1 protein-coding gene is annotated in these 1,348 nt (G+C 58.5%); it reads left to right on the top strand.

All coding sequences use genetic code 11. The features are described 5' to 3' along the window. Positions 1-72 precede the first annotated feature (72 nt). On the top strand, positions 73-1,348 hold a 1,276-nt coding region (glnA, locus tag AC1DWI_RS23330), incomplete at its 3' end, for a type I glutamate--ammonia ligase (protein WP_477725938.1).

The raw sequence follows: 1,348 nt of genomic DNA on the forward strand, positions 1-1,348 counted from the left end.
CTGTGGCACAAAAAGTGCATTCGACAGCCCGAATAGATTTTTCAACCACCCATCCAGCAACAGGAGATTTTGATGGCAAAGACCGTCGCAGACGTCATGAAAATGGTCAAGGAAAACGAGGTCAAGTTTGTTGACTTCCGTTTTACCGATACCCGGGGCAAAGAACAGCACGTGACCGTGCCCGTGTCCCACTTTGACGAAGACAAATTCACGTCGGGCCATGCATTCGACGGCTCCTCAATTGCCGGCTGGAAGGGCATTGAAGCCTCCGACATGCAACTGATGCCTGACCCAAAGACGGCCAACATCGATCCGTTCTTTGAAGAAACCACTCTGTTCATGAGCTGTGACGTGCTCGAGCCCGCCGACGGCAAGGCCTATGACCGCGACCCGCGCTCCATCGCGCAGCGCGCAGAGGCTTACCTCAAGGCTTCCGGCCTGGGCGACACCGCTTACTTCGGCCCTGAGCCAGAGTTCTTCATCTTTGACGACGTGCGCTGGAACACTGACATGTCGGGCACCTTCTTCAAGATCGAAGAATACGAAGCACCCTGGAACTCCGGCGCCAAGCTCGAAGGCGGCAATCGCGGCCACCGTCCTACCGTCAAGGGCGGCTACTTTCCCGTGCCTCCTGTCGACAGCACGCAAGACATGCGCGCCGAGATGGCCCTGATCCTCGAATCGCTGGGCATCCCCGTCGAAGTGTTCCACCACGAAGTGGCCGGCGCCGGCCAGAACGAAATCGGTACCCGTTTCAGCACGCTGGTTCAGCGCGCCGACTGGACCCAGGTCCTGAAATACGTCGTGCAGAACGTGGCCAACGCCTACGGCAAAACCGCCACCTTCATGCCCAAGCCTGTTGTCGGCGACAACGGCTCCGGCATGCACGTTCACCAGTCCATCTGGAAAGACGGCAAAAACCTGTTTGCCGGTGACGGCTATGCAGGCCTGTCTGATTTCGCCCTGTACTACATCGGCGGCATCATCAAGCACGCACGTGCCCTGAACGCCATCACCAACCCAGGCACCAACAGCTACAAGCGTCTGGTTCCTGGCTATGAGGCGCCGGTCAAGCTGGCTTACTCGGCTAAAAATCGTTCGGCATCGATCCGCATTCCTTACGTTGCCAATCCAAAGGGCCGCCGTATCGAAGCGCGTTTCCCCGATCCACTGATGAACCCTTACCTGGGCTTCTCGGCCCTGATGATGGCCGGCCTGGACGGCGTGGAAAACAAGATCCACCCAGGCGAAGCCGCCACCAAGGATCTGTACCATCTGCCACCCGAGGAAGATGCAAAAGTGCCAACCGTTTGCCACAGCCTGGACCAGGCGCTGGACGCGCTTGACG

The sequence above is a fragment of the Polaromonas sp. P3_C2 genome (genome assembly GCF_056402675.1).